The following is a 5,583-nucleotide window of genomic DNA, read 5'->3' on the forward strand; positions in this document are numbered from 1 at the left end:
CCCTTTGCTGACGCTGAACGTGCCAGTGGGGTTACAATTTGGCCCAAATCCGGGGACTATTGTGGTGCAATCTCAAGGGAGAGACAGAGAAACTGGGGGATTGCAAGTGTTTCCGGGGCAAACCCTGGGATTATTTGGGGGGAATGTGTTCCTAGAGGGGGGACAAGTGCGATCGCCTGGAGGACGGATAGAAGTCGGCAGTGTGGGAGGCAATAGCCGGATCAGTTTGATGCCCACAGAACGGGGAATTCAAGCGGGATATGAAGCTGTAGAGAGCTTTCAAGACATTCAACTCAGCCAACAGAGTCGAATCAATACCAGTGGAGAGGGGGGAGGAACCATTCACTTGCAAGGAAGGCAAATTGGTATTTCCGAAGGGTCTCAGGTATTGGCCCTGAATCTCGGTTCCCAACCCGGGGGACCTGTGAAGATCACAGCCACGGAGTTAGTCGCCCTCACCGGCGCTGATCCCGATAATTTTAGTGCAGTTATTAGCGACAGTCAGGGAGTGGGGACCGGGGGAGACTTGACGATTGAAACCGGACAATTTTTACTCCAAGGAACAGCCTTTTTATCCGCCAGCAGCTTTGGATCCGGTGCAGGGGGAAATCTCAGTATAAATGCGGCAGATTCTATCACCCTAATTGGGGTGGGATTTGGACCCTTAGAACAGGTGATGGGGGCTGCATTAACAGGACAATTGCAACCGGAGACTCGCATTGGCGGATTATTTGCCGGAACCGTCGGGTTTGCCCCGGCGGGAAATATCACCTTAGAGGCCGGGAATGCCATTGGATTGTATAATGGTGTGATTGTATTCAGTCCCACCTTTGGGACCGAATCCAGTGGGGAAATTCAGATGAGGGGAAACCATCGCATCGAGGCGATCGCCAGTGGAATTTTTTCCTCTGCCGCCCTCGGGAGTGCCGGTTCAGCGGAAAATATTGAGATTGAAACAAGTTATCTGAGTATTCAAGATGGGAGCATCATTTCTAGTTCTACCTTGGGAAGTGGACCCGGTGGAGATATTATGATTAATGCATCCGTTGGGGTGGAAATCACCCGAACCCTACCCGAGAATCTTCTGCCCACGGGAATCTTAAATAACACCATATTTGGGTCGGGGACTGGGGGAGATATTAACATTAACACAGGACAGTTGAGCATTCGTGAGGGAGCATTGATTGTCACCAGTACCGGAACAGGTCCAAACGTCGGTTCCCTAGCTGCCGGGGGACCGGGGGGGAATATTCAAATAGAGGCGAAGGAGTCGATAGAAATCGTGGGAGTCTCCCCAGATGGGACAGTTACCAGTAGTATTGCCACCAGTACCTTTGGTGACCCCCCGTCCGGGGATCTCACCCTTTCTACGCGGCAGTTAACTCTAACTGCTGGGGGAATCGTCTCCACCGGGACCTTTGGTTCAGGGAGTGGCGGAACCCTGACGGTGAATGCCACCGAAGGGATAGATATTTCCGGAAAATCGCCGATTACGGGACTGCCAACGGGATTGGATTCTTCTTCAGGACGTGCGGATTTCGAGAATCAGGAGATTAGCGGATCTGCCGGAGACCTCCAAATTAATACCGGACAGTTGCGGGTGCGGGATGGGGCGAATATTGATGTGAGGAGTTTGGGACCGGGGAATGCGGGGACTCTAGAAATAGTTGCTGACTCGGTGCGTTTGGATAGGGGAGGGAGTCTCAATGGAACCACGGTTTCGGGTGCAGGGGGTAATATTCAACTGCGATCGCCGGATCTATTACTCTCTGGCGGCAGTAATATCACCACCAACGCCGGAAATACCAATGGCGGAAATATTACCATAGATACCCAAGTGTTGACGGCCCTGGGAAATAGTGATATTACCGCCAATGCCCTAGATGGACGGGGTGGACGAGTTAGTATTAGTGCCGAAGGCATCTTTGGGACAGAATTTCGAGAAACAGCAACTTTAAGTAGTGACATTACCGCCACCTCTGAACTGGGACCGGAGTTTAGCGGTTCCGTCGAAGTGAATACCCCGGATGCGGATTCCAGCTTGGGAGTTGTGTCATTGCAAGAGAATTTTGTAGATGCCGCCCAACTGATTGCCCAAAACTTCTGTGCCAAGGGTCAAGAGAGTAGCTTTACATATACGGGGCGCGGGGGGTTGCCCGCCTCTCCGACGGAAACCCTGAATGCGTCAGTCATTTTAGATGATTTGCGCCTCGTTCCCACTGGAGGAACGCCGGTTCAGGGTCAACTCAGGTCAGAACAGAGCCTCACTTTGGAGAAATTACCTCAGAACCCGCCCCTGGTGGAAGCCCAAGGCTGGCAGGTGAACTCAGAGGGGACGGTGGTCCTGGTCACTGAAACGCCCCGAGTCAGCCCTCACAGTTCCTGGGTGAGACTCGGGGCGGATTGTAGTGACTAAGGGGATTTTATATTTCCTTCGGATCAACAGCAAACCACGATTCATTCCCAAAGGATATCAAAATAATGCACAGAGTTCGGTTTATTATTGTTGCCTTGTTGGGGTTTAGTTTAAGCCTGAGTGTTCGGGTAGCGTGGGGGGTGATGCCTGATGGGTCATCCTCCGTGAGTTTGAATGCCCAAGCGGTTACTGAATTATTAACTCAAGGAAAAAGTCGCTATGAAGCGGGACAGTTTTCTGAGGCGGTGCAGTTTTGGGAACAGGCTGCGATCGCCTTTTCAGAACAAGGGAATTTATTGGGTCAAGCCCAGGCTTTGAGCTTTTTATCGTTAGCGTATCAGAGTTTAGGAGAGTATCCCCAAGCAAGCGAGGCGATCGCCTCCGCCCAAGGAGCGATCGCCCGAGTTTCTCAAGGGAATCGGGGCGATCGCGAAACCGTCCGCGCCCAAATTCTCAATGCAGAAGGTCGTCTCCAATTCTCCCGGGGAAATGCAGAAGCGGCTTTAACTACCTGGCAAGAAGCCACCGATGCTTATCGCCAAGCGCAAGACCCCACGGGGGAAATTCTCAGCCAAATTAATCAAGCCCGGGCGATGCAAGGATTAGGACTTTATCGCCGTGCTACCACCCTGTTAGAACAGGTGGAACAACGATTACAAAACCAGTCCGATCGCTCAATTCAAGCGGCAGGATTATTGAACCTGGGAGAAGTCCGGCGAGCAAGTGGGGCACTCCAGGAATCGGAACGCCTGTTACGCCAAGCCTTAACCTTAGAAAATAACCGAGCATCAACGGAACAAACCGGGGCAATTTTATTAAGTTTAGGGAATACGTTACGGGCATTAAATAATTCAGAGGAAGCGATTCGCTTCTATCAAAATGCGGCGGAACGTGCCAGTCAATTTCCTCAAATCAAACTGCAAGCCCAATTAAATCAACTCAGTTTATTAATTGAAACAGCAAATTGGGAAAAAGCCCGCCAACTGATTCCGGAAATTCCCGAACCCCTCTCCCTATTATCTGCCTCTCGCCCGGGGATTTATGCCCAAGTAAATTTGGCTCAAAATCTGATTTGCCTGGAACAGCAAAAAGCGAACTGCCTCGGACAGGAAGAAGAAAATCCGATTCCTGGACAATTTCAGACTGGGGGAAGCATTCCTTTATTAGAAAAAGCCTTGATTGCGGCCCGGGAGATTAGGGATCAACGGGCTGAGTCTTATGCCTTGGGAAATTTAGGGAGAATTTATGAAGAAATGGGCGAGGTTAAGACAGCGAGACAATATAGCGAAACTGCGTTAAATATTGCTCAAATGATTCAAGCGTCTGATATTGCCTATCAGTGGCAATGGCAATTAGGAAGACTGCGGATTCAGGGTGGAGATCGACCCGGGGCGATCGCCGCTTATAGTGAAGCGGTGAATAGCTTGCAATCCCTGCGAAGTGATTTAGTGGCGATTGATCGTCAGGTGCAGTTTTCGTTCCGCGATCGGGTCGAACCTCTCTATCGACAATTGGTGAGTTTATTACTTGATCGCGCCAAACAAGTTGAACAAAAACCGGCCCAAGACTATCTCAAACAAGCTCGCGCCACCATTGAATCCCTGCAACTGGCTGAACTGGATAACTACTTTAAAGATGCCTGTTTGGATGTGCAACCAGAGCAAATTGATGAAGTAGATCCGAAAGCAGCGGCGCTTTATCCGATGATTTTGCCCGATCGCTTGGCGGTGATTCTCTCTATTTCAGGACAACCCCTCATCCAGTATGAAACCATCCGAACCGCTGCTGAAATTGAGCAGACCCTAGAGCAATTTCAGCAATTTTTAAACCCGGCATTTTCTAACCGGCAGCGGTTAAAGTTGTCCCAAGAACTGTATGATTGGTTGATTCGACCGGCGGAATCGGCGTTAGCAGAAAATGGGGTAGAAACCTTAGTTTTTGTCCTGGATGGTTTTTTGAGAAATCTGCCAATGTCAGCGCTCCATGATGGCGATCGCTATGTCATTGAACGCTATAATATTGCCCTGACTCCGGGCTTACAACTCCTCGCCCCGCGACCCTTAACTGGGGAAAAAATTCAAGTTCTTAGTGCCGGAATTACCGATGCAAGGCAGGGTTTCAGTGCATTACCGGGGGTAAAACTTGAATTAGAGCAGATTGGAAATTCGGTCCCGAATGCTAAAATATTGCTGGATAGCGAATTTACCGAATTAAACCTCGCCACCGCGATCGCTGCTGTGGATTTCCCCGTGATTCATTTAGCCACCCACGGTCAATTTAGCTCCGATTCTGAGCAAACCTTTATTCTGACTTGGGATGATAAAATTCGCGTTACGGAGTTTGAAGAACTACTCAGAACTCGGGAATCGGGGTTAGCAACTCCCATTGAATTACTCGTTCTGAGTGCTTGTCAAACCGCTACTGGAGATAAACAAGCCGGTTTAGGACTGGCGGGGGTCGCGGTGCGCTCCGGTGCGCGGTCTACCTTAGCCACCCTTTGGGCCGTGAATGACCAATCTACCGCGATCTTAGTGACAGAATTTTACCGCAATTTGGTGGGCGTGGCAACGGAAGATGGAATCCCCCAATCTGGACAATTGCCCATGAGTAAAGCTCAGGCCCTCCGTCAAAGTCAGTTAGCCTTATTACAAGACCCGAAATATCAGCATCCCTTTTATTGGGCACCCTTTGTGCTGGTAGGAAATTGGCTCTAGGGAGTGACAATTCAGTGACTTTTGTCATGACAGAGAATGGGAGGATAAAAAGAGTAGAAATGGCTGAAATCCAGGGAAAAACCGGCCTGATGGCTTAGGAAATACTCCGCCACTGGGTAAGGAGTAGGAGAGTAGAGAGTAAGGTGGGCAATGCCCACCTTACGGTAGGTGGGCATTGCCCACCCTACAATTGCTTTTGAACCGTACCACGTCTAAAGCCGGGGGATTCCTGCCTACCCCAAAGGGCGACAGGTAGGTGGGCAATGCCCACCCTACAATTGCTTTACGCCGATTCTCATAAAAATTTTTGCAAAGGAGGCGATCGCCTATGGACAGAACTAATTTACCTTGTTATAGTAAGCACAGTAAAACCCATGTGCTTTAGCCGTGGGATATAAGGTGGGTGAACGTAGGTACGTAGTTAACCAAATCCATGGTATAATTAATCTGTGC

General features: G+C 49.9%; 2 protein-coding genes. Both read left to right on the plus strand.

The window, feature by feature from the left end:
- The coding region (locus J0895_RS23135; RefSeq protein WP_207090348.1) for a beta strand repeat-containing protein at positions 1-2,416 on the plus strand (2,416 nt) is incomplete at its 5' end.
- Between the two features lie 65 nt (positions 2,417-2,481).
- Positions 2,482-5,130, plus strand: coding sequence for a CHAT domain-containing protein (locus tag J0895_RS23140; protein ID WP_207090349.1), 2,649 nt, complete (start codon positions 2,482-2,484; stop codon positions 5,128-5,130).
- The last annotated feature ends 453 nt before the right edge of the window (positions 5,131-5,583 follow it).

This window comes from Phormidium pseudopriestleyi FRX01 (assembly GCF_017313335.1).
Taxonomy (GTDB): Bacteria; Cyanobacteriota; Cyanobacteriia; order Cyanobacteriales; family Laspinemataceae; genus Laspinema; species Laspinema pseudopriestleyi.